Here is a 22457-nt window from a genome sequence, read left to right on the forward strand (position 1 = left end):
CTGAACGATCTGCCCGGTTACCTCACCGGCAGTCTAGCAAATCCCGGGATTTCGCCCAAGCCTCGCCAAGAGGCTTGGGCGAGTTACCTCGGGCGGGCCCTTGTCGACGCCAGAGCGGCCCGCCTGCCGCCTCAGAGCATCCCGAGCGCCTGCATATAGGTCTCCAGGATGGTTTCCTGCTCCTGGCGCTCGTTGGCATCCTGCTTGCGCAGGCGCACGATGGTGCGCAGCGCCTTGACGTCGAAGCCGTTGCCCTTGGCTTCGGCATAGACGTCGCGGATATCGTCCGAGATGGTCTTCTTTTCCTCTTCCAGCCGCTCGATGCGCTCGATGATGGATTTGAGCTGGTCCTTGGCGAATCGCGTTGCGGGTTCGTCCTGAACGGCGGCAGACGTGGTGGCCATCGCGTACTCCTGAAATGGCAATGAAATGTCGCGCGAATACGCGCCACGCGCACCGCTTGCTGCGGGCGACCCTCGATTTTGGAGCACGTCCCGTCAAGGAAACATCGCGCTCATCCACAGCGCGCCCACAGGAGATGCGGGCGGCCACGGAACTGGCGTCACATCAATTGGGAATTAGTGCCCGCTTTGGGCCTTCTTCATCGCCGCGAGCTGCTCCGGCGTCGCGCCGCCCTGATACTTCGCCTTCCACTCCTCATAGGGCATGCCGTAGACCGCCTCGCGGCTCTCGTCCTTGCTCACCGCAAGGCCCTTGGCGTCGGCCTCTTCCTTCATCCAGTTGGACAGGCAATTGCGGCAGAAGCCGGCAAGGTTCATCAGGTCGACGTTCTGCACGTCGGTCCGGTTGCGGAGATGATCGACGAGGCGCCGGAACACCGCGGCCTCAAGTTCTGTTCTGGTTTTGTCGTCAATGCTCATGATCGTGATCCCGGTGTGATGCGCTCACCATATTGATATCAGGTGGGAATTGTCACAGATTTTGCCATATCGACGCGCAATACGGACCTAGCCGGCCACACTGGCCACGGCCCCGCAGCGTGGGGACGGGCGCCCGCCCGTTGACAGTGCCAGCCGGGCACGCGAAATCGACAATGATTTGATATAGCTTCGCCGCATGAGCCCAACAGATTCTCTCGCCTCAGCTCCCCGCACCATCCGCCTGATCCTGGCCAGCATCCTGCCGGTGCTGGGGCTGGTCGCGGCATGCCTGTGGACGAGCCCGGCGGCCGCCGATTTCCGGCTGTGCAACAACACCTCGAGCCGGGTCGGGATCGCGCTCGGCTACAAGGATGCCGAGGGCTGGACCACGGAGGGCTGGTGGAATGTGTCGTCGCGGACCTGCGAGACCCTGCTGCGCGGCAATCTTGTGGCGCGCTACTACTACATCTACGCTCTCGACTACGATCGCGGCGGCGAATGGTCCGGTCAGGCCTTCATGTGCTCGCGCGACAAGGAATTCACCATCAAGGGTACCGAGAATTGCCTGGCGCGGGGCTTCGACCGCACCGGTTTCTTCGAGGTCGACACCGGCGAGCAGCGTGCATGGACCGTCCAGCTGACCGAAGCCAACGAACAACAGCCGCAGAAAGTACCGGGAATGCCGGGCGGCGTGGCGCCGGGAAGCCCCGGGGCGATGCCGGGCCTGCCCAACCCGCCGCCGGGCGCAGCACCGCCGGGCGCGTCGGGTCTGCCGCCAGCCGCACCACCCGGAAACAAACAATGAGACGACTGCGCCGAATCAAGATCCTCGCAACGCTCGGCCCGGCCTCCTCAGACAGCGCGATGATCCGCAAGCTGTTCGAGGCGGGGGCCGACGTGTTCCGCATCAACATGAGCCATACCCCGCATGACAAGATGCGCGAGCTGGTCAAGACCATCCGCAATGTCGAATCGAGCTACGGCCGGCCCATCGGCATCCTGGTCGACCTGCAAGGGCCGAAGCTGCGGGTCGGCGCCTTCGCGGAAGGGTCGACCCAGCTCAAGAACGGCCAGAGCTTCATTCTGGATTCCGACAAGACGCCGGGCGACAACAGCCGCGTCCAGCTTCCACATCCGGAGATCCTCGCCGCGCTCCGGCCCGGCCATGCACTGTTGCTCGACGACGGCAAGGTGCGGCTGATCGCCGAGGAAACCTCGCCCGACCGCGCCGTCACGCGCGTCGTGATCGGCGGCAAGATGTCGGACCGCAAGGGCGTCAGCCTGCCCGACACCGATCTGCCGGTTTCCGCGATGACCCCGAAGGACCGCGCCGACCTCGAAGCCGCGCTGCCGGAGGGTATAGACTGGGTTGCGCTGTCCTTCGTGCAGCGTGCGGAGGACGTGATCGAGGCCAAGAAGATGATCCGCGGCCGTGCCGCCGTGATGGCCAAGATCGAGAAGCCGCAGGCGATCAACCGCCTCGCCGACATCATCGAAGCGGCGGACGCGCTGATGGTGGCGCGCGGCGATCTCGGTGTCGAGCTGCCGCTGGAGCGGGTGCCGAGCCTGCAGAAGCAGATGATCCGGATGGCGCGGCGCGCCGGCCGGCCGGTGGTGGTCGCAACCCAGATGCTGGAATCGATGATCCAGGCACCGGTGCCGACGCGCGCCGAGGTCTCCGACGTCGCCACCGCCGTCTACGAGGGCGCCGACGCCATCATGCTGTCGGCGGAATCCGCCGCCGGCAAATTCCCGGTGGAAGCGGTCTCGACCATGAACCGGATCGGCGAGGAAGTGGAGCGCGACCCGACCTATCGCAGCGTGATCAACGCCCAGCGCGTCGATCCCGAGGCGACGGTGGGCGATGCCATTGCCGACGCCGCGCGGCAGATCGCCGAAACGCTCGATCTGTCGGCGATCATCTGCTGGACTTCGTCTGGCTCGACCGCGATCCGCGTCGCGCGCGAGCGGCCCAAGGTGCCGGTGGTCGCGATCACGCCGAACCTCGTGACCGGGCGCAAGCTGTCGGTGGTGTGGGGCGTGCATTGCGTCGTCGCCGAGGACGCTCACGATCTCGACGACATGGTTGAACGCGCCGGCTCGATTGCATTCCGGGACGGTTTTGCCAGGGCCGGCCAGCGCGTCATCATCGTCGCCGGCGTACCGCTCCGCGCGCCCGGCACCACCAACATGCTGCGCATCGCCTCGGTCGGACCGAACGGCGACGCGCAGCTGTAGATTCTTGTTTTGACGCGTTTTCTTCACGCGAACCGGCGCCCACTTCGCTCGAAAACGCTCTAACCCGCCGCGCCGGGCCACGCACCAGCGTGGCCCCAATGCTGCGCTCCGGACCGTCAGCCCTGCAATGACGCCTCGAGCGTGATCCTGGTGTTGAGCAGCTTCGACACCGGACATCCGGCCTTGGCCTTGCCCGCCAATTCCTGCAGCGTTGCGTTATCGGCGCCGGGGATCTTCGCCAACAACGTCAGGTGCACGGCGGTGATGGCAAAGCCATCGGCGACCTTTTCCAGCGTCACGTCGGCCTTGGTCTCCATGTGCTCGGCCGTGAGCTTGGCTTCGCCCAGGATCAACGACAGCGCCATCGTGAAGCAGGCAGCATGCGCCGCGCCGATCAGCTCTTCGGGGTTCGAGCCGGGCTTGCCCTCGAAACGGCTGGCGAAGCCATAGGGGTAATCCGAGAGCGCGCCGCTCTTGGTCGAGATCGCGCCCTTGCCGTCCTTGATGCCGCCCTGCCATTTGGCCGAGCCATGGGTCGTCGTCATGCGTTGCTCCGTGTGATTGGTTGAACCCAGCCTCAACCTACAACGCCAATGCGACGGAAGCGTTCGCCGCCCAGCTGCGATCTCAGGCCCCGACCAACGCCTTCGCCGGGGTCGTCGCCTGCACCACAAGACCACGGGCGCGTGCGTCCATCACGCCGACCGCGCGCAGCGCGAGCAGCGTCACGGTCTGCACCGCATCGCGCAGCTTGATCGGATCGTCGAGATTGGACGGCGCGAGCGGGCCGACCAGCGCTTCATGCAGCGCGCCGAGCAAGGCGGTGGCTGCGAGCGCCGTATCCTGCGCCGGCAGATGTCCGGCGCGCACGGCGGCGTCGATGCGCATGGCAAGCTCGCCGGAAATATCGCGGCGGCTGGCAAGGCGCGAGGCGGTGACGTCGACATCGACCGGCTCGGCCAGGATGCCCCAGGCCAGCTTGCGCTGCGACAGCACGTGGACCGCAATCGTCGTCACCGCGGCAGCCAGCGCCGATGACGGTCCGGGCGCGGCCTCTGCGGCACGCCGGATCGCGGACAATTCATCGCGCGAGACCTCCGTGATCAATTCCGAGATCAGCTCGGCCTTCGACGGGAAATAGCGGTAGACGGTGCCTGCCGCGACATTGGCCCGCACCGCGACAGGTGCGATCTGGACCGCGGCCATGCCGCCGGCCGCCGCCGCGTCCCGCGCAGCCGACAGGATGGCGCTGCGCCGGGCAGCCAGCCGTTTCACGACCTGATGAGTTCGCCGGTAGACCATGGCATTCCGTCCCCCCACCGTGTCCCCTGGCCGGCGCCCACCGGCAGAACACACGCGTCTTCAATGTTTTGAACGGTTGATCCCGCAACCGTCTGAAGAAGTGAACAACTATTCAGACTGAATGACAAGCTGGAATTGTAAGGATTTTGCGACGGCCGCATGCCACCTCCGATTGAACCGGCGGCCCACCGACCGACGAAGCGGCAGGTGCCAACCGCACTCAGGTCCGGATCGGGCTTTCGATGGTAAATTGCGCCCTGAGATGATTGCTCGAAATCGAGACATCCGGTGTCGCGCAGAGCCCACGACATCGCGGCCGCATTTACCCGAATTTATCGGAAGCCGTGGTCGAGTGCGCCCAACGTCACGCTATGGCGTTTCCTCGATGTCCGCGGCCGAGCCCAGGAAGCCATGTCACTCTCCATCACGAGCAGCGTGAGCAGCCGTAGCGCGGTGCGAGGATTGCTGCCGCTGTGTGCCGCCGTGGGCGCCTATCTGTTCTATCTCTCCGCCGGTGAGATCCTGCTGCGCGATTCCGACACCGAGTGGCAGATCAAGGTCGGACAGTGGATCCTTGAACACGGCGCGATGCCGACAGCAGACGTGTTCTCGTTCACCCGTTTCGGCGAGCCCTGGATCTCGAGCTCGTGGCTGTCGCAGGTGGCGTACGCCCTCGTGTACGGCGGCGATTGGGCCGGGCCGGTGATCCTGACCTCGATCGCGATCGGCGCGACGGTCGCGATCTTCCTGCATCTGTTGAGCCCGTATTTCGATCCCGCGCGCGCGCTGCTGATTGCGGCGCTGGCGTTGCTGCTGTCGACGATCCACTTCTTCGCGCGCCCGCATGTGCTGGCGCTGCCGGTGCTGCTGGCGTTCATCGGCGGCCTGATGGCATCAGCGGATCGCCGCACCTCACCGTCATGGTGGCTGCTGCCGCTGATGGCGCTGTGGGCCAATCTGCATGGAGGCTTCGTGCTCGGCCTGGCTCTGATCGGGCCGATTGGCCTTGAGGCGGTGTGGAGCGCGGAGCCCGGCCGCCGCCGCGAGCTCATCGTGCGATGGGGATTGTTCGGCATCGCTGCGCTGGCGGCGAGCTGCGTGACGCCCTATGGCTGGAATAGCCTGCTGGGTGCGACCAAGATCTTGAGCCTCGGCAAGCTGCTGTCGCTGATCGGCGAATGGCTGCCCGCGGATTTCAGCAGGCCCAGCTTCTTCGAGGCCACGCTGCTCGGCCTGATCGGCGCCATCTGCTATCGCGGGCTGACCCTGTCTGTGCCGCGAATCCTGCTGCTGCTCGGGCTGGTCTGGATGGCGCTGAGCCATATCCGCAACATCGAGGTGTTCGCGTTCATCGCGCCGCTGGTGCTCGCCAAGCCGATCGCCGAACAATGGGGAATGACAGGTGTCCCCGCCGTCCGCGTCGAGCATGGACGCTCCCTCCCCGTCGTTACGATCCTGGCGACCATCGCGATGGTGATCGGAGCGTGGGTGACGACGACGACCTTCGTCGCGCAGCACGAGTTCAAATTCCTGCCAGCAGTCTCGCCGGTTTCCGCGGTCGACGTGCTCCAGCAACACAAGGCGCAGCGCGTGTTCAGCACCGCGCCGTTCGGCGGCTACCTGGTGCTCCGCGACATGAAGGTGTTCATCGACGGTCGCGCAGAGCTCTATGGCGAGCAATTCGTGCTCGACTATTACGCCGCGCTCGATGCCCGCGACGTCGGCCAGCTGCTGGACCTGCTCGACAAATACCGGATCGACGCCACGCTGCTGAGCTCGGGCTCTCCGGCCGGAAACGCGCTGGACCATCTCAAGGGCTGGAAGCAGCTCTACAAGGACGACATCGCCGTCATCCATGTACGGTCGAACGAGAAGGCCGGCGCGGTGCCGGCGGCAGAGGGTTCGAAGTAATTTCGCTGTGGCGTTGTCCTGAACAGCAGCGCCGCGCTACGCCCGTCATTCTGAGGTGCGAGCCTTGCGGCGCAATCGCGCCGCTGGGCGAGCCTCGAAGGATGCACGGCCCTGATCTCGCAGCCGGGCCGTCGATCCTTCGAGACGGCGCTGCGCTCACACCTCAGGATGACGGGTCTAGTGCGGAGCGCGAGTACAGACGTGTATTCGATCTCAACCTAATTCCCCGTCTGCAGCTCGCCGAAGCGATCCCAGGTCTTGCCGTTGAAGCGCATCAGCTGCATCTGGTCGACCGGCACATGGTCGGCCGGCGAGGTGTTGATCTTGATGCCCGGCAGCAGCATCGGCAATTCCAGGTCCTTGATCGCGAACGCCTGCCGCAGGATGTTCTCGGTCGAGAGATCATCGCCGCAGGCCTTCAGCACCGCCTCCAGCGCCATGGCGCTGTTGTAGGCGTTGACGTAGTTGGTGTCGTGCTGGTCGCCTTCGGGCACGTACCGGCTCATGAAGTCGCGCCAGCCCTTCATGCCGGGATCGTTCTTCCACGCCGGATCGTCCGGATCCTTCACATAGGCCGTGGAGATGATGCCGGTGCCGGCTTCGACGCCGGCCGGCTGCATCACGGTCGAAATCCACACCGCGGTGTTGGACAGGAACGTCATCGGCCGCCAACCGATCTCGAAGGCCTTGCGGATCGACTGCGCCGCGAATTTCGGCGTCGCCGCGATCACGAAGGCGTCGGCATTGGTCGCCTTCAGCTTGACGATCTGCGAGTCGATGGTCGGGTCCGATATCTCGTAGGTCGCAACGGTGACGAGCGAATCGTATTTCTCGCCGAGCACGTCCTTGAGGCCGGCGAGATAGTCGCGGCCGTAATCGTCGTTCTGCGAGATCACAGCGAATCTAGCGTTCGGATTCTTCGCCAGCGCATAACGCGCGTAGAGTCGCGCCTCGTAGCGGAACGGCGCCTGCACGCCCATCGTCGCCTGCGGGAATTGCGCGATGTCGCCGAATTTCGAGGCGCCGGAGGCCAGGAACAGCTGCGGGATGTTCTTGCCCTGCAGGTACTTTGCGATCGCTGTGTTGTGCGCAGTGCCGATCGAGGAGAAGATCAACGCCACCTCGTCGCTCTCGACGAGCCGGCGCGTCTGCTCCACCGTTTTCGGCGGCGCGTAGGAATCGTCCAGCGAGATGAAGTTGATCTTGCGGCCGTTGATGCCGCCGCGCTCGTTCAACATCCTGAAATAGCCGGCCTCCCCCTTGCCCAGCGCGCCGAATGCCGACACCGGCCCGCTATAGGGCATGGTCTGGCCGATCCTGATCTCGGTTGCCGTGACGCCACGCATCTCGGCGGCAAATGAAGCGGTGGGCAGCAGCAGGAATGAAATGGCGCCAAGCGCGCCGAATGCCTTGCGCATCGGCCTCCCCTCCCCTTTTCTCGCCGCGTCCTCAGAGAGCGCGGTCGTGCCGTTTGTCGGCTTGGCCTTAAGGATGCCACGGCGTCCCGACAGAGGCCAAGCCCATTCGCCGCGGCGATCTCAGCGCCTGCCGCGCTCGTTGACCGGGATCACGAATTTCAGCCCCGACCACACCGCATCGACGGCGCAGACCTTGATGTCGACCAGACCGGACGCGAGCCCGGCCGCGCGCACCGCCCTGTCGTCAAGATCGGTCGCGACGCCTGAGCTCTTCTTCGGCCACGACACCCAGATCATGCCGCGAGGTGCGATCGCCTCGCGGTAACGCTTCAGCTTGGCGGCGAGCCCCCTGGCCTCGGCGGCGAACAGATGCACGGCATCGAGCGGCGCCCGCGCAGTCTTCGCGATCCGCAGATCGGCAGGCAGCTCGCCGACGATGTCGGCATAGGGAACCGACAACCCATCGACAAAAATACAAAAGCCCGGCTTGAGGCCGAGCTTTTGCACAATCGGTTTGCCGGAGGTGCCGGCCATGGCGGGCGAGGCTTACGCCTGCGGCTGCGGCTCCATGCCGGTGTCCGGATCAGGACGCGGGCGCGACTTGCCGGCCGGCGGCACAGCGGAGGCACGCGGCGTCGACGGCTCCAGCACCGACTCGCGGTTGGGCTTCTTGCCCTTCAGCAGGTCGATGATCTCGTCGCCAGTCAGCGTCTCGAACTCGAGCAGGCCCTTGGCCAGGGCTTCGAGGTCGCCGTGCTTCTCGGTCAGGATGCGGGTCGCTTCCTTGTAGCCTTCCTCGACCAGACGCTTGATCTCGGAGTCGATCTTCTGGACCGTCGCCTCCGACGCATTCTGGGTGCGCGAGACCGACATGCCGAGGAACACCTCGTCCTGGTTCTCACCATAGGACACGGTGCCGAGCTCTTCCGAGAGGCCCCAGCGCGTCACCATCATGCGAGCCAGGCGGGTCGCCTGCTCGATGTCGGAGGCGGCGCCTGAGGTCACCTTCTCGCGGCCGAAGATCAGCTCTTCCGCGACACGGCCACCCATCATGATGGCGAGGCGCGAGGTCATCTGCTCCAGCGACATCGACAGCTTGTCGCGCTCCGGCAGCTGCATCACCATGCCCAGCGCACGGCCGCGCGGAATGATGGTCGCCTTGTGGATCGGATCGGTCGCGACCACGTTGAGGCCGACGATGGCGTGGCCGCCCTCGTGATAGGCCGTCAGCAACTTCTCTTCCTCGGTCATGACGAGCGACTTGCGCTCGGCGCCCATCATCACCTTGTCCTTGGCCTCTTCGAACTCGGCCTGCGTCACCATCCGCTTGTTGCGGCGGGCAGCGGTCAGCGCAGCCTCGTTGACGAGGTTCATCAGGTCGGCACCGGAGAAGCCCGGCGTGCCGCGCGCGATGGTCTTGAGGTTGATATCCGGCGCCAGCGGCACCTTGCGAACGTGAACCTTGAGGATCTGCTCGCGGCCGACGACGTCCGGGTTCGGCACCACGACCTGACGGTCGAAGCGGCCTGGACGCAGCAGCGCGGGATCGAGCACGTCGGGACGGTTGGTCGCCGCAATCAGGATCACGCCTTCGTTGGCCTCGAAGCCGTCCATCTCGACCAGCAGCTGGTTCAGCGTCTGCTCGCGCTCGTCATTGCCGCCGCCGAGGCCGGCGCCGCGATGACGGCCGACCGCGTCGATTTCGTCGATGAAGATGATGCAGGGTGCGTTCTTCTTGGCCTGCTCGAACATGTCGCGGACGCGGCTGGCGCCGACGCCGACGAACATTTCGACGAAGTCAGAACCGGAGATCGTGAAGAACGGCACGTTGGCTTCACCCGCGACCGCGCGCGCGATCAGCGTCTTGCCGGTGCCGGGAGGGCCGACCAGCAACACGCCGCGCGGAATGCGTCCGCCGAGCCGCTGGAACTTGCCGGGGTCACGGAGGAATTCGACGATCTCCTGCAGATCCTGCTTGGCCTCGTCGACACCCGCGACGTCCTCGAAGGTGACGCGGCCATGCGCCTCGGTCAGCATCTTGGCGCGCGACTTGCCGAAGCCCATCGCTTTGCCGGCGCCGCCCTGCATCTGCCGCGATAGGAAGATCCAGACGCCGATCAGCGCGATGAACGGCAACCAGGAGACGAGCAGCGAGACGAACCACGGCACGTTGTCGCCCGGCGCCTTCGCGGTGATCTGCACCTTGGCGTCATAGAGGCGCTTCACTAGCGACGGGTCGCTCGGCGCGTAGGTCTGGAAGCTGGTGCCGTTGTTGAAGGTGCCGTGAATCTCGGGCCCCTGAATCACGACGTCGCGGACATGGCCCTGATCGACCTCAGTGAGAAGCTGCGAGAACGAGATGTCGGAGGACGACGAGCGCTGGCCAGGATTCTGGAAAAGCGTGAACAACGCCAGCAACAGCAGGACAATGATGACCCAGAGGGCGAAATTCCGCAGATTGGCGTTCATGGTCTTCCTTCGTGGTCGCGCGGATCGCGGCCTCTCTCTAATCCTTGGGCAGGCTCTGTGGGAATCCCCAGGGAATCCATCCCGTCGATGCCCTACAATCTAGGTGCCGCTGGGGTCGATGCCAAGGGAACCACGCACGACTATTTACCGCATCCTAACCCGATTCCCGGTCAAAAAATGACGCAGAATCCGGTGTTTTTCCGGGGTGGTTAAGCCACCTTGCCGGTTTATGACAGCGATTGAAACAATCGAACCCGGCTCAGCGGGACCGGGCCCGCCGAGGCGGCGCCGGAGCGATTCTGATGCGGCCGGAGGCAACGCTGATGACCGCTCCGGCAAGCGTCTGTTTCAGCTTGGATTCGCGTTGTCCCGAGGGCTGGCTGACGGCCTCATCGACCGCGGCGAGCAGGGTTTCGACCTTGCCGAGTTCGGCAGGCCCTTCATGTCCGGTGCGGTCGATCGCGCGCTTGAGCAGACGGAGGCGGATCTCGTCCGGCATCACCGCGAACAGTGCCGCGTCGAAACCCGCACCGAGGTTATCCTCGCTTTTCAACGCAAGATAGCGCTCGGCGCCGTCGACCAGCACCTCCAGCGCGGTGTTGGCGCGCGCGATCCGCGCGGCGAGCCGTGCCAGGTTCCGCGCGTCGCCGCCCTCCTCCGCCAGCAGCGGCATCAGCGCGCGCAGCCGCGGTCGCGTGAAGGACGGATCGCGGTTGGTCGGATCGTCGGCAAAGCCGACGCGCGCCTTCTTCAGCGTCGCGATCAACTGTGCCTTCGAGACATCGAGCAGCGGTCGCGTCAGCAGAACACCATCGCGCTCGGTCTCGCGCGCCATCGCCGCGAGACCCGCGACGCCGCTGCCGCGCAGCATCCGCATCAAGAGCGTCTCGGCCTGGTCGTCGCGGGTGTGCGCGGTCAGGATATGCGTCGCGCCGTGCCTGCGGGCGGCTTGCGTGAGCAGGCCATAGCGCGCCTGACGCGCGGCTGCCGGCACGCCGGTGCGTGGCTTGGGTCCGCTCCAGCGCAACGTGTGATGTGGCAGGTCGAGGCTCCGCGCCAGCCGTTTGACGTCGCGCGCCTCGCGGGCCGCTTCAGCCCGCAGGCCGTGATCGACGGTGACCGCCACCAGCTGCGGTCCCTGCGCGAGCGCGCGGCGCCAGCGCGCGGCCAGCCACATCAGCGCGATGGAATCGGGACCGCCGGACACTGCGAGCACGATCGCCGGCGCGCGCCCCAGGCCTGCGAACAGGCGCTTGGCGTCCCTTGCCGGGATGGCGGATTGGTCGTCGGGCATCATAGAACCAGCGGGTCGCGGCAAGGCCGGAAGCGGCCTCCCCCGGCTGGTTTAGCACTTCACGCGCTTCTGCTCGCGGTCAACCGCAGCTTTGACCCCGCCGGACGCGCGCGGGTACTTCCGCGAGATCTCGCCGAACGCGGCGCAGGCGGCTTCCTTCTCCTTCAGCGCCGCCAGCGACTGGCCGAGCCGCAGCAGTGCGTCGGGCGCCTTCGCGGACTTGTCGAACTTGGTGGTCACACCGAGGAAGGTTTCCGCGGCATCGCGATATTGCTGGCGCTGGAAATAGCTTTCGCCGAGCCAGTATTGCGAATCCGCCACCAAAGGATCGCTCGGATACTTGGTGGCGAAGTTCTTCATCGTCTCTTCGGCGAGCGCATAGTCCTTGCGCTGCATGTAGCCGATGCCGAGGTCGAACTCGTCCTTCGGCGTCGCCGACGGCGGCAATGTGGTCAGGGCCGCGCTCGCGCCGGGCGCCCGCTGCGGACTGGTGTTGCCGAGCTCGAGCGGCTCGCCGGCTCCGCGGCCGCCCGGCGCGCCGACCGCCGCATCGCCCGGCATCGGCATCTGGCCGCCGCCGAGCGCGCGCGGCACGCCCGGAGCATTCGGGTTCTGGTTCGGATCGAAGGCGTCGCCGCGGCCGCGGCGACCGGGCGTTGCCGCCGGCGCCGGCTCCTGCACGATCGGCGCGGGTGCCGCGATCTGCTGCTGGTCATAGCCGCCCTGCGGCTGCCGGCCATAGCCCTGCTGCGGCTGGGCGTAGCCGGGCTGCGCCTGCGGGTATCCCTGCTGCGCCGATGGCACCGCCGCGGCACCGGGCTGGGCCACCGGAGGCTGTCCATTCGGGCCGGGTGGCTGGCCGCCGAGCTGGCGCAGCCGCTCCTCGAGCTGGCGGTTGCGGTACTGCAACTCCTCGTTCTGCCCGGTCAGCTGCCGCAGCTGGTTTTCCAGCCGCTCGATCCGCATTTCGGCATCGGAATCGTCGGATTGGGCAAACGCTGGTGCGGAAACGGCGAACAGCGCCGCGATCGCCGCGGCGGAGGAAAGAAAATGAAGCCTGGATGACATTTTGCCCTGACGACGAGATCGACGTGAAAAGCGAGCGACATTGAAAGACGGAGTACGCCGGAATTGTGACTAGCAGTTCAAATCCGGGACAGCGTCGCGGATACCGGTTTAGTACGGACGGTGGAACAAGCAAGCGGCCAATTGCACGCAGCTTCGTTCATCTTGATGAAGCCGGGGGCAGGCCTTCACGCGGCCAAAACAAAACCGGCGCCCGAAGGCGCCGGCTTGGAAAACTCATCCAGGATCGCGTCAGGAGCTGGCGTTCAGCACGGTGACGGCGCGGCGGTTCTGCGACCAGCAGGAGATGTCGTTACAGACCGCGACCGGACGCTCCTTGCCGTAGGAGATGGTGCGCATGCGGCTCGGGTCGATGCCGCGCGAGGCGAGGTAGGCGCGAACCGACTGGGCACGGCGCGCACCGAGCGCGATGTTGTATTCGCGCGTGCCGCGCTCGTCGGCATGGCCTTCGATGGTGAAGGAATAACGGTTGTAGGTCTGCAGCCACTGCGCCTGCTTGTCGAGGGTCGCAGTCGCCTGCGGGCTGAGATCGGTCTGATCGCTCTCAAAGAACACACGGTCGCCGACATTGACCACGAAATCCTGCTGGCTGCCCGGGGTCGCGGCGCTCGCCATCGCACCATCGGCGCCCATGCCGTTCTTGTTGGCGCAGGCACCCATCGACAGCGCCACCGCCAGAACCGCAGCCAGCTTCATTCCCTGGAGGATACGCATCTGATGTTTCATTCCGGAGCCTCCACGCTCACGCTCTTCGTACTGTCCATTGGGTCTACAGGGCGATGGTTAAGCGAACGTTCCGTCAACCTTGACGAGACCTTGCTGGACCCGATCAAATGCCAGGCAATGGCGAAAAGCGCCCCCGATGGTTAATGGGTGGCAAATGTGGCGCGATGGTGAAGGGAACGCAAGGTTCGCGGGAACCGGTCGTGCAACGGCAATTTTGGCGCCGTCCGTGGCCAGCCGGCGACAGATAGTTGCGGAATTGGACGCGGATCGGCGGCAGCGACGGGACCGCAGCCGGCGGATTCCCGGTCAGGAATGCGGCACGATCGAATGGCGCTCGAATCGATCGATCGTCGGCTGCTGGTGCACGTGGTGTTCGCGCTCGAACAGCATGCGGCGCTCGAACGCCGATGAGCGCATCATCGGGTAGCGATTGAACACCTTGTCGCGCATCGTGGGGAAGTCGGCCGCCATCAGGCCGACCGGCTTGAGCAGGCCCGGAAACAGCCGCGGCTCGGCGATGGTCTCGTGGAAGAAGACGCGGCGGTAGAATGCCTGGTGCTCGGGGCGGACGATTGCCAGCCCCAGATCGGCGCCGAAATACTCGCAAGCCATATAGGCGAGGCGGACGGTGACATAGGGCAGTTCAGGCGAGCGCCGGGCCCGATCGGGATCCGCAACGAACCGTGCGGGATCGATGATGATCTCGTTGCGATCGAGTCTCGGATGCAGGATTTCGCCAAATGCCTCCGCAGAACATGACTCGCGCCACTCGTTCGTCAGCACGCTGATGCGAACCGAGCTGCTGAGCTCACCGTCGAGATAGACGCCGAACGTCCACGAGTTCTCCAGATCATCATACTGATCCGTGACCCGCTGCTCGGCCGATTCCTTCACCGCACCTTCGCGCAGATAGGCGCGATAACGCAGATTGTAGATCTCTTCTTTTTCGGCGGGCGTTTGGGCGAGGCGGTAATCAACCTGGTCGAGCAGCTCGGGGCCCCGCGAAAAAGCGCGGGGCGCAACGACGGGGGACCTCATGAACTACTCCGGACTTTCACGACAACTTTTGCGAGCTGCCTAAAACCTTAACAGCTTCTTAATTTTCGTCAAAGCAATCGAGATAATACAGTTAACCTCTGACCGCGAGCGGAACTTAGGATAGTGCCGCCGCAGGCTTTCACAACCATCGATTGAAGTAATTGAGCTAGATCAAGCGATCGAGCGCGAGGGAACCACGTGCAGCTGCTCGTCGGTGCGCCGGCCGTGCGAGGCATTGAGCAGCTGGCGGATGCGGACGGCGGGAACCGGCCGGCTGAACAGGTATCCCTGGGCTTCGGTCACAGCGCCGTCGGCGCTGATCAGTTCGAGCTGCTCGTTGGTCTCGATCCCCTCGACCACCACCGACATGCCGAGGTCCGCGGACAGCCGCGCGACGCCGCGCAGCAAGGTCAGCGGGCGATCGCTGTCGATGCCCTCGAGGAAGGAGCGGTCGATCTTGACCTTCTGCAGCGGGAAATTGTGCAAATAGCTGAGCGACGAGTAGCCGGTGCCGAAATCATCCAGCGAGATCCGCACGCCGAGCGAGCGCAATTGCGACAGCACATCGTGGGTCAGCTCGGTGTTGTGCAGCAGCGAGGATTCGGTGATCTCGATCTCGAGGCGTTGCGCCGGCAGACCGGAGACCTCGAGCGCGTAGCGGACCTCGCTCAGCACGTCGCGCTGATGGAACTGCTGCGGCGAGAAATTGACCGCGACGCTGACCGCCTCCGGCCACTTCATGCATTCCATGCAGGCCTTGCGCAGGATCCAGCGGCCGAGATCGACGATCAGGCCCATGTCCTCGGCGACCGGAATGATGTCGACCGGGGAGACCGTGCCGCGCGCAGGATGGTTCCAGCGCAGCAGCGCCTCGCAGGTCGAGACCTTGCCGGACTTCAGGTTGATCAGCGGCTGGTAGAACAGCTCGAATTCCTCGTTGGCGAGCGCCTTGCGCAGATCGAGCTCGAGGATGCGGCGGGCCTCGACAGTCTGGGCCATCTCGTCGCGGAAGAAGCAGAAAGTACCGCGGCCGTCGGCCTTGGCGCGGTAGAGCGCCATGTCGGCGTTCTTCAGCAGCGTGTCGGCGCCGACGCCGGGCGCGGTCATCGCGATGCCGACGCTGGCGCCGATCTCGACCAGATGGTTGTCGATCTTGTAGCGCTCGCTGAGGCGGTCGACGATGCGCCGCGCCAGGGCGGCGGCGTCCTCATGCGAATGGATGTTCTGCTGGAACACGACGAACTCGTCGCCGCCGAACCGCGCCACGAAATCCTCCGGACGCAGCATCTCGCGCAGCCGCTCGGCGACCGCGCAGAGCAGCTGGTCGCCGCAGGGATGGCCGAGCGTGTCGTTGACCTGCTTGAACTGGTCGAGGTCGACGAACAGCAATGCGGAGCGATGGTCGCCGTGCTGCATGGCGAGCAGCCGGCCGATCTCGTCGCGGAAATTGACGCGGTTGGGCAGCGCGGTCAGTTCGTCGTAGCGCGCGAGATGGCTGATCCTGGCCTCGGCGTCCTTGCGCTCGGTGATGTCCTCGACCAGCATGACCGTGCCGCCGCCTGGCATCGGCTGGAACGTCCAGTCCAGCGAACGGTTCTGGGCCGGATCGGGGTCGCTGGTGACGATGTCGCCGCGCTGCGAGCTCTCGATCTCGCAGAGAATTTGTTGCGCCGCCGCGGTCGAGATCGCGCCGGACAGCACGCAGGCATTGCAGATGTCGGTCGCGCTGGCACCGCGCTGCACGAAATCGTCCGACAGCTGCATCATCTCGATGAAGCGGTGGTTCATCACGGCGAGGCGTCCGTCGTCGCGGAACATGCACAAGCCGTGCGGCATGTTGTTGAGCGCGGTATCAAACTGATGCGCCAGCGCCGCCTCGCGGAAGCTCGCGGTCAGCGCCTTGACGAAGATCGCATGCAGGCTGAGATTGATGCCCTTCAGGCCGAGGAAGAACAGGACCAGCAGGATCGACAGGCCGATGTAGTAGAAGTCGCCATGCAGCGCCAGGGCGAGCGACATCGGCCCGCAGGCGACCAGCACGTGGAGCTGCAGCAGCCGCGGCCGCCCGTAATTGCGGGCCGCGCCGCCGGCCGTGTAGCCAACCGTCACCGCGACGCAGAGCATGTGGGCGATCGCATCATCGCTGCCGAGGATGGTGACGAAGCACCAGGCGCCCAGCACCATGGCGTACACGATCGCACCGATCGAGTAGCGCGGCGCCCAGACCTTGGCTTCCTCGTAGGTCAGCCCGCCACCCTGCGCCTCGTCGTACTTGCGCATCCAGACCGCCCGCGCGGTTCCGATGGCAATGATCAGGAAGGCGAACGGCCACAGCAACACATTGCCGGTCTTGAGCGCGGTCATCACCGCGGCGGAGGCCGTGGCGACGCTGCCGAGGAACATCGCCCAGAAATTCTGGCGCATCGAATCCACGAGTGCAGCGTAGAGCACTGGCTCCAGCTCGTCCTGGCTGCCTCGTCGTTTCTGATCCACCAACTGCATCTGCAGACGTACGCGTCCTTTTCCGGCTGCGTAGTTCTAGCGGTCGCAGGTGAAGTCTTTCTGAGGGAACATCGTTAGCGAGTCGTTGCCGCGGCCGATTGATAGCCGAAATTCGGCAGAAGTTTCAGTACGCTAGGTAAGAAGTGCCGACCGCTCCGGGGTTCCCCGGAGCAGCTCTGCGCGAGCCTCACGACAACAGCGGCGACCAGGCGGGATCGGAGGCAAAACCGGGGGTCGGCACCCGCAGTTCGTTGCGCCCGGAAACGTCGATGGTGAACAGCGACGGACCGCTGTTGCCGCCGGGATCGCGGAAGAACATCACGACGCGGCCGTTCGGCGCAAAGGTCGGGCCTTCATTGTGGAAGCCCGAGGTCAGGATACGCTCGCCCGAGCCGTCCGGCTTCATGATGCCGATCGCGAACTGCCCGCCGCCCTGCTTGGTGAAGGCGATGTAGTCGCCGCGCGGCGACCACACCGGCGTCGAATAGGTGCCGTCGCCGAACGAGATGCGCTGGGCCGCACCACCGGTTGCCGGCATCACGTAGATCTGCGGCTTGCCGCCGCGATCGGATTCGAAGCAGAGCCGCGTGCCGTCGGGCGCATAGGACGGCGAGGTGTCGATCGCCGGCGTGTCGGTCAGCCGCGTCATCGACTTCGAGCGCAGATCCATCACGAACAGGTTGGAGTTGCCGCCCTGCTGCAGGCTCATGATGACGCGCTGACCGTCGGGCGAGAAGCGCGGCGAGAACGACATGCCCGGGAAGTTGCCGACGATCTCGCGCTGGCCGGTCTCGATGTTGAGCAGATAGACGCGCGGGTCGCCCTGCCCGAACTCCATGTAGGTGATTTCCTGGGTCGACGGCGAGAAGCGCGGCGTCAGCACGAGGTCCGAGCCGCGGGTCAGGTAGCGCACATTGGCGCCGTCCTGGTCCATCAGCGCGAGGCGCTTGACGCGGCGATCCGCAGCGCCGCTCTCGTCGACGAACACGACGCGGGTATCGAAATAGCCCTTCTCGCCGGTCATGCGCTCGTAGATCTGGTCGGAGATGATGTGCGCGATGCGCCGCCAGTATTCGGCCGACGTGTCGTAAGACTGGCCGGCCAGCTGCTGGCCGGTGCCGACGTCCCAGAGCCGGAATTCCGCCTTCACGCGCCCGTTGCCCTGGCGCGTCATGCGCCCGACCACCAGCGCCTGCGCCTTGATGCTTGCCCAGTTGTTCAGGTTCGGCGGCGCGTCGATGTTGACCTGCTTCTCGAGAAAGGCAGCCTGGTCGATCGGCGCGAACAAGCCGCTGCGCTTCAGGTTGTTGGTAATGACCTGCGCAACACCGACGCCGACTTCGGCATCGCCGGGCGTGCCGGCCGAGAAATTCGGAATCGCGATCGGCACCGGCGCGAACTCGCCCCCCGGGACGGGAATCTGCTTGCGCCCGCCCTCCTGGCCGATGGCCTGGCGGAGGGGTACGCCGGCGAGTGCGCCAAGCGCGGCCATTCCGGAAATCATCTGTCGGCGGTCGAGGCGAAACATCATTGCACGCAAATCATTGTTGTCGGTCATGGTCGGTAGACTTTGTCCGCTATAGGTCAAGCGTCGCAGCTGACGTTACGTATTATTCTCTTTGAACACGGGTGCGAATGCCTTCCATTCCTCAAACCAGCCCGCAGGCAGGTTGTAGGGCTGACATGCGATAATCGCGCGCAAGGCACTCTCCTGATAGACGCGCATGTAGGGCGTGCTCGGCGAGCCTTCCGCCACCGGCATGCGGGCCAGCGTGCCGTCGCGCTTCAGATCGACGTCGATCACCACTTGGGTCCGCTGCTCCTCGATGCTGCCGTAGGGCTTGTTCTTCCAGCAGCGTTCGACCTGCTGCCTGAACATCGCGCCCCAAGTCGCGGAGTTGTCGGCGGCCCTGCCCTTCGCCGTGCCGAGCGCAGCGTTGGCATTGAGCGCATCGCCGGTTGCCGCGGCCCGCGTCGGATCGCGCTTGTCGAGCAGCGCTGCGATCTTGCTCTGGTCGAACACGCGATCCTTCGGCTTCTGCTCCGGCGGCGGCTTGGCGGCCTGCTGAACCGGCTTCGGCGGCGGCTTCTTCTCTTCCTTCTTGATCGCTTCCGCGATCGGGTCGGGCTTCTCCGGATCGGGCTTCTTCTCGACCGGCTTCGGCTCTTCCTTCGGCTTGTTCTCAACCTTCTTCGGCGGATCCGGCTTCTTGTCTTCCGGCTTCTCCACCTTCGGCGTCGGTGCGGGTGCGGTTTCGGTCACCACCGGCGGCTTCTTTTCCTCGACCTTGCCGACCATGTCGTCGACCGGCTTGGCTTCGGCGACCTTGTCGACCAGCGGCTTGGGATTTTCCTTTTTGCCGTCCTTTTGGCCGGTCATGACATGGGAGAGCTGATCGGCGGAGATCACGTCGACCGCGACCGACTCTTCTTCCGGCATGACGTACGCCCTGGTCGAAAACGACACGAGACCCCACCCGATCACGAGGACGTGCAGGACAATCGATGCCGCCAGAGTCTTGTCGACCTTGACCTTCAAATCAGGCTTCCCCGTGCCCTGCGGTACATTGGCACTATCCACCTTCCGGGATGATGACGATATTCGCCTTGAATCCCGCGGCCCGGACCTCCCCGAGCAATTTCATCATATCCGTGTAACAGACATCCTTGTCGCCACGCAGATAGACCACCTTTTCGGCATCCGACCGGGCGTCCCCGATCGCCTTGATCTTGGCCGGAAAATCGGCGGCCGTGATCGGCGCGTCGCCGAGATAGAGCTCGACATTCGAGTTGCAGCCACCGCCGGTGCGCTTGACCGACAGCGTCAGCGGCGGCTGGTTCGACGAGATCGACTTGCCGCCGCTCGCGACCGGCAGGTCGATATCGATGTTCGACGTCATCAGCGGCGCCGCGACCATGAAGATGATCAGCAGCACCAGCATCACGTCGACCATCGGTGTGACGTTGATCTCGGCCATGACCGGCTTGCGCCCGCCGCGGCGGCGCCTGCCACCGCCGGACCCTGCCATGCTCATCGCCATGATCGTGCGCCCACAACAGTGACCACCATAAATCTCAGCCCCGCTCGTCGATCTGACGCGACAGGATGGCGGAGAACTCGTCGGCGAACCCCTCCAGGCGGGCGGCCTGCCGGTTCACCTCCGAGGTGAACTTATTGTAGAAAATAGTCGCCGGAATTGCGGCAATCAGGCCGATCGCGGTGGCAAACAGCGCTTCCGCGATACCCGGGGCCACCACCGCCAGGGAGGTATTTTTCGAGGCCGCGATCGACTGGAAGCTCGACATGATGCCCCAGACGGTGCCGAACAGGCCGACAAAGGGGCCGGCCGAGCCGACGGTGGCGAGCACCAGCAGCCGCCGTTCCAGCCGCTCCACCTCCCGGGCGATCGAGACGTTCATGACCTTCTCGATTCTAGCCTGCAGGCCGGCAAAGGACCGCGACTGGCTCTCGAAGGAGCGCTTCCACTCCCGCATCGCCGCGACGAAACAGGCCGCCATCGACTGGGTCGGCTTGGCCGAAAGGGCCCGGTAGAGTTCCTCGATCGACTGGCCGGACCAGAATGCCTGCTCGAACTTGTCCATCGCCCGCTTGGTGCGGGCGTAGAGCAGGATCTTGTCGATCGCGATCGCCCAGACCCACACCGAGCAGGACAAAAGTCCCAACATCACGCATTTGACGACCCAATGGGCCTGCCAGAACAGCGCGATCAGCGACACATCGCTCGATGCCAGTGGCAGAGTTGACTGAGCCACGTCGGCGGGATTCATCGGCAATATCCTCTCAACGCAAGTGTCCCCATCAGGCGGGCCGCCAATCGGCACCGATTCCACGGCCGCATCAGGCGCGGCGAAACTGCGCGAAAGCCTCTTGCATCTGTCGCATGGGGGGCCCGTCCAAAGCCGGGCCCTGCTTCCCCTGCCAACATGTCAAAACGAGGGCTTTTCACGCGGCATTCCGACCCTAACCAAACGCTAATCATGGTTAAGGCGAGGTTACCAAAGGGAAATTTGGAGGCGGGAAATGCCGCCGGCGGAGGCGGTTGGCGGGTTCCCGGGATGAACGGTTTGCCGCGGAAGCCGGGGTGACGCCGGGCGCCTCCCCCCGCGTCGTCCTGGCGAAAGCCAGGACCTATAGCCACCGCGCTCGGGGATGAACGGGATCGCGGCCCCAGCGGCGCGCGCCATTGAGACTTGGGGTAATGAGTCCTGGCTTTCGCCAGGACGACGGCGGGGATAGGGCGCGATTCAAGCTCAGGCCAGATGCCGCACGATCGCAAGCCCGGCGAACAGACCTGCGATCGACAGCGCTACCGAGCCCGCGACATACAACACCGCAAGGCCGAGTTCGCCGCGCTCATAGAGCAGCGCGGCATCGAGCGAGAAGGCGGAGAAGGTGGTGTAGCCGCCGAGGATGCCGGTCATCAGGAACAGCCGCCAGGGCTGCGAGGCCTCGCCCTTGAAGGCGAGATAGCCGGCGATCAGGCCCATCACGGTCGAGCCGGTGATGTTGATGATGAAGGTGCCGTAGGGAAACGCGGTGCCGATGCAGCGCGCGCAGGTGACGTTGATCAGGTGCCGCAACGTCGCGCCGAGGCCACCACCGAGAAAGACGAGGAGATAGCTTGCCGGGTTACCCACCAATGCCCCCGCTGGTGTGTGGGTCGAGAAGAGCGTGAAACTGTCCGTGCCTCACCCACCCCTAGAGGGGTCGAGACGAGCGGAGCTCGCTCTTGGGTCGACGCGAATGAAATGAGCGGCGGGGTGGGGTGACGGTCTGTCCACTCGAACAGTAGCCGTGTTGAGAGATCGCCCCACCCCGGTTCGCATTTCGCTTCATGCGAACCGACCCTCCCCCTCCAGGGGAGGGTGAAGGGCCGTTCGTGAAAAGTGCGATCAGAATGCTTAGCCGGCCTTGCCGAACAGCTCGTCGACGTAATCCCAGTTGACGAGGCTGTCGACGAACGCCTTCAGATAGTCCGGACGGCGGTTGCGGTAGTCGATGTAGTAGGAGTGCTCCCAGACGTCGACGCCGAGGATCGGCACCGCGCCGTGGACCAGCGGGTTCTCGCCGTTCGGGGTCTTGGCGATCTCGAGCTTGCCGCCCTTGACCTGCAACCAGGCCCAGCCGGAGCCGAACTGGCCGACGCCGGCGGCGGCGAAGTCGGTCTTGAACTTTTCGAAGCCGCCGAGATCCTCGTTGATCTTCTTCTCCAGCCGGCCGGGCAGCTTGCTGCCGCCGCCATTCGGCTTCATCCACTTCCAGAAATGGATGTGGTTGTAGTGCTGACCGGCATTGTTGAAGACGGCCGCGTTCTTGCCGAACGAGCCCTTCACGATCTCCTCGAGGGACTTGCCTTCGAATTCGGTCCCCTTGATCGCGTTGTTGCCGTTGGTGACGTAGGCCTGGTGATGCTTGTCGTGGTGAAACTCCAGCGTTTCCTTGGACATGTAGGGCGCAAGGGCGTCGTGGGCGTAGGGCAGATCGGGTAGCGTGAAGGTCATGGGGTAATGTCCAACAGAGGGTGGGAGACTACACTTAACGGGTCCCCCTTATAGAAGGTTCCACGGCGG

At 64.9% G+C, this 22457-nt stretch carries 21 protein-coding genes; 3 read left to right on the forward strand and 18 right to left on the reverse strand.

Going from position 1 to position 22457, the window contains the following annotated elements:
• Positions 1-131 precede the first annotated feature (131 nt).
• Positions 132-404: a DUF2312 domain-containing protein gene (locus tag CO675_RS33525; RefSeq protein ID WP_029085502.1), complete on the reverse strand. Its 273-nt coding sequence runs from the start codon at positions 402-404 to the stop codon at positions 132-134.
• A 174-nt stretch (positions 405-578) separates the two neighbouring features.
• Positions 579-881: a DUF1244 domain-containing protein gene (locus tag CO675_RS33530; protein ID WP_198964842.1), complete on the reverse strand. Its 303-nt coding sequence runs from the start codon at positions 879-881 to the stop codon at positions 579-581.
• Positions 882-1077: 196 nt separating this feature from the next.
• Here CO675_RS33530 and CO675_RS33535 point away from each other — a divergent pair, with 196 nt between their 5' ends.
• Entirely contained in the window at positions 1078-1686 is a 609-nt protein-coding gene (locus CO675_RS33535) for a DUF1036 domain-containing protein (RefSeq protein ID WP_097676096.1), read from the forward strand.
• The gene (gene pyk, locus CO675_RS33540; RefSeq protein WP_097676097.1) at positions 1683-3119 is read left to right on the forward strand and encodes a pyruvate kinase; all 1437 of its coding nucleotides are present in this window, start codon (positions 1683-1685) and stop codon (positions 3117-3119) included. The genes CO675_RS33535 and pyk overlap by 4 nt, the downstream gene beginning before the upstream one ends.
• 116 nt (positions 3120-3235) lie before the next feature.
• On the opposite strand, the gene CO675_RS33545 is transcribed toward pyk, so the two are convergent.
• Both CO675_RS33545 and CO675_RS33550 read right to left on the reverse strand, forming a co-directional pair.
• The gene (locus CO675_RS33545; RefSeq protein WP_097676098.1) at positions 3236-3664 is read right to left on the reverse strand and encodes an OsmC family protein; all 429 of its coding nucleotides are present in this window, start codon (positions 3662-3664) and stop codon (positions 3236-3238) included.
• An 82-nt stretch (positions 3665-3746) separates the two neighbouring features.
• Positions 3747-4421, reverse strand: a complete 675-nt coding sequence (locus CO675_RS33550; RefSeq protein WP_097676099.1) for a TetR/AcrR family transcriptional regulator — start codon at positions 4419-4421, stop codon at positions 3747-3749.
• A 411-nt stretch (positions 4422-4832) separates the two neighbouring features.
• Here CO675_RS33550 and CO675_RS33555 point away from each other — a divergent pair, with 411 nt between their 5' ends.
• Positions 4833-6332 carry a hypothetical protein gene (locus tag CO675_RS33555; RefSeq protein WP_097676100.1) on the forward strand — a complete coding sequence of 500 codons (1500 nt, stop codon included), beginning with the start codon at positions 4833-4835 and terminating at the stop codon, positions 6330-6332.
• Positions 6333-6550: 218 nt separating this feature from the next.
• On the opposite strand, the gene CO675_RS33560 is transcribed toward CO675_RS33555, so the two are convergent.
• The 14 genes from CO675_RS33560 to CO675_RS33625 form a co-directional block, all read right to left on the reverse strand.
• Positions 6551-7750, reverse strand: coding sequence for an ABC transporter substrate-binding protein (locus CO675_RS33560; protein ID WP_097676101.1), 1200 nt, complete (start codon positions 7748-7750; stop codon positions 6551-6553).
• A 120-nt stretch (positions 7751-7870) separates the two neighbouring features.
• Positions 7871-8284: a DUF3052 family protein gene (locus tag CO675_RS33565; protein WP_097676102.1), complete on the reverse strand. Its 414-nt coding sequence runs from the start codon at positions 8282-8284 to the stop codon at positions 7871-7873.
• Between the two features lie 12 nt (positions 8285-8296).
• On the reverse strand, positions 8297-10219 hold the full coding sequence (gene ftsH, locus CO675_RS33570) for an ATP-dependent zinc metalloprotease FtsH (RefSeq protein ID WP_097676103.1): 1923 nt from the start codon (positions 10217-10219) through the stop codon (positions 8297-8299).
• 259 nt (positions 10220-10478) lie between these two features.
• Entirely contained in the window at positions 10479-11516 is a 1038-nt protein-coding gene (tilS, locus tag CO675_RS33575) for a tRNA lysidine(34) synthetase TilS (protein WP_097676104.1), read from the reverse strand.
• Between the two features lie 48 nt (positions 11517-11564).
• On the reverse strand, positions 11565-12581 hold the full coding sequence (gene ybgF, locus CO675_RS33580) for a tol-pal system protein YbgF (RefSeq protein ID WP_097676105.1): 1017 nt from the start codon (positions 12579-12581) through the stop codon (positions 11565-11567).
• A gap of 249 nt (positions 12582-12830) precedes the next feature.
• Positions 12831-13325, reverse strand: coding sequence for a peptidoglycan-associated lipoprotein Pal (gene pal / locus CO675_RS33585; RefSeq protein WP_097676106.1), 495 nt, complete (start codon positions 13323-13325; stop codon positions 12831-12833).
• Positions 13326-13631: 306 nt separating this feature from the next.
• Entirely contained in the window at positions 13632-14363 is a 732-nt protein-coding gene (locus CO675_RS33590) for an N-acyl amino acid synthase FeeM domain-containing protein (RefSeq protein WP_097676107.1), read from the reverse strand.
• A 171-nt stretch (positions 14364-14534) separates the two neighbouring features.
• A complete protein-coding gene (locus CO675_RS33595) occupies positions 14535-16865 on the reverse strand; it encodes a putative bifunctional diguanylate cyclase/phosphodiesterase (RefSeq protein WP_097676108.1) in 2331 nt (776 codons plus the stop codon).
• Between the two features lie 187 nt (positions 16866-17052).
• Positions 17053-18396: a Tol-Pal system beta propeller repeat protein TolB gene (tolB, locus tag CO675_RS33600; RefSeq protein ID WP_097676162.1), complete on the reverse strand. Its 1344-nt coding sequence runs from the start codon at positions 18394-18396 to the stop codon at positions 17053-17055.
• Positions 18397-18468: 72 nt separating this feature from the next.
• Positions 18469-19404, reverse strand: coding sequence for a cell envelope integrity protein TolA (gene tolA, locus CO675_RS33605; protein ID WP_097676110.1), 936 nt, complete (start codon positions 19402-19404; stop codon positions 18469-18471).
• A 34-nt stretch (positions 19405-19438) separates the two neighbouring features.
• Positions 19439-19906, reverse strand: coding sequence for a biopolymer transporter ExbD (locus CO675_RS33610; RefSeq protein WP_097676111.1), 468 nt, complete (start codon positions 19904-19906; stop codon positions 19439-19441).
• Positions 19907-19940: 34 nt separating this feature from the next.
• Positions 19941-20654 (reverse strand): protein TolQ, encoded by a 714-nt coding sequence (tolQ, locus tag CO675_RS33615; protein ID WP_016846954.1) that lies wholly within the window; start codon positions 20652-20654, stop codon positions 19941-19943.
• 483 nt (positions 20655-21137) lie between these two features.
• The gene (gene crcB / locus CO675_RS33620) at positions 21138-21524 is read right to left on the reverse strand and encodes a fluoride efflux transporter CrcB (protein WP_097676113.1); all 387 of its coding nucleotides are present in this window, start codon (positions 21522-21524) and stop codon (positions 21138-21140) included.
• Between the two features lie 264 nt (positions 21525-21788).
• The gene (locus CO675_RS33625) at positions 21789-22388 is read right to left on the reverse strand and encodes a superoxide dismutase (protein ID WP_021078629.1); all 600 of its coding nucleotides are present in this window, start codon (positions 22386-22388) and stop codon (positions 21789-21791) included.
• Between the last annotated feature and the right edge of the window lie 69 nt (positions 22389-22457).

Origin of the sequence: Bradyrhizobium sp. C9, from assembly GCF_002532045.1 — a bacterium.
In the GTDB taxonomy this organism is placed as follows: Bacteria; Pseudomonadota; Alphaproteobacteria; order Rhizobiales; family Xanthobacteraceae; genus Bradyrhizobium.